Genomic DNA, 1,501 nt, shown 5'->3' with positions numbered 1-1,501 from the left:
TGAAGTGACCCCCTAAAGTTGGACAACAAACCAACTTTAGGGGGTTTTCATGTGACAAAGTACTCTAATGATTTTAAAGTGAAAATTATTAGTGAGTATCTGGTCGGGGCAGGCAGCACTTTTCTACACCATAAATATCATATACCAGGACATGACACTGTCCTGAAATGGATGCATCAATATCAATCGAATGGTTCTGTAGGATTCAAAAATCGTGAAAAACGGTCGGAGTACGCCAGCAATTTCAAACTGGAAGTATTAAAGTGGATGAAGGAGAACCATTCATCTCTTAATGAAACCGCCAACCACTTTAATATCTCTACATCCTCTACGATCTATCAGTGGGATCGACGGTTTCAAGCAAGGGGATTGGATGGATTGAGAACAAAGCGAGGGCGTCCACCCATGGGGAAACGAAAGAAATCAGATCCTACAAATCAAGTTAAGAGAAATAAAAAAGTGGAAGAACCATTTGAATCAGATCAACAACGACTTAAGGATCTGGAGAAAGAAAACAAATTACTCCGGATCGAGAATGAGTATTTAAAAAAATTAGAGGCCTTAGTTCGTCAGAGAGAGCAACACGAACGGAACAAGCGCAAGTAGTTACTGAGCTGAGGCAGCACGACTCTCTGAGTGATATTCTTCGAGTGGTGAAACTGCCTAAGAGCGTGTATTATTATGAGCTTCACCGCCCACAGGCAGAGGGGGATGACCCGGTAACCTCGGAAATAAAAGCAATCAAGCAGGACCATCCAGATTACGGTTATCGTCGTGTCTTCTTAGCTCTGAAAAATAATCAGCACGTGACTGTAAATCATAAGAAAGTGCAGCGCATTATGGAAGCCGAAGGTCTCCAGTCAACCTTCTATACCAAACGGATGCGTAAATACAACTCGTACAAGGGGACCGTTGGGAAAATCGCTAAGAATCGGCTCCGCCGCCGCTTCATAACCGACCGTCCATTCCAGAAACTGGTGGCGGACGTCTCTGAATTTCGTTGGGGCCGCAAAACGACGAGAGAACGCCTTTATCTTGAACCTGTGCTGGATCTCTATTCCGACGAAATCCTATCCTTTGCGATCAGTGACCATCCAACTGTCGCTTTTGCGCTCAAACCGCTTCATGAGGCCCTGGAGCATCTTCCTGAGCATCACTATCGTACCTATGTGCACACAGATCAGGGGTTCCAATACCAGAATGAGGCGTGGTGCAGAGAACTTAAATCGCATCGGGTCTATCAGAGTATGTCTCGGAAGGCCACCTGTTTAGATAATGCCCAGATGGAAAGCTTCTTTCACATCATGAAGGCTGAAACAGTCCATTCTCATGATTATCAGACTCGGGAAGAACTTAAACGGGCCATGCGTGAATGGATTAAGTACTATAATAGATCCAGAATCAAAGAAAAACTCGGGGGTCTAAGTCCGATTGATTATCGGATTTCGACTACCGAGCAAACAGCTTAAAAATGTGTCCAGCTTTTGGGGTTCAGATCAAA

Annotated in this window: 2 protein-coding genes; both read left to right on the top strand. The window is 44.4% G+C overall.

Translation table 11 applies throughout. The features are described 5' to 3' along the window. Positions 1-51 precede the first annotated feature (51 nt). The gene (locus COP04_RS19220) at positions 52-606 is read left to right on the top strand and encodes a helix-turn-helix domain-containing protein (RefSeq protein WP_100486821.1); all 555 of its coding nucleotides are present in this window, start codon (positions 52-54) and stop codon (positions 604-606) included. Further along, the gene (locus COP04_RS19215; RefSeq protein WP_157800397.1) at positions 552-1,469 is read left to right on the top strand and encodes an IS3 family transposase; all 918 of its coding nucleotides are present in this window, start codon (positions 552-554) and stop codon (positions 1,467-1,469) included. Before COP04_RS19220 ends, COP04_RS19215 begins: the two co-directional genes overlap by 55 nt. Positions 1,470-1,501 lie beyond the last annotated feature (32 nt).

The organism is Sporolactobacillus pectinivorans (genome assembly GCF_002802965.1).
Lineage (GTDB): Bacteria > Bacillota > Bacilli > Bacillales > Sporolactobacillaceae > Sporolactobacillus > Sporolactobacillus pectinivorans.
Note: the sequence above shows the minus strand (reverse complement) of the source record. Positions and strands in the feature narration are given on the sequence as shown.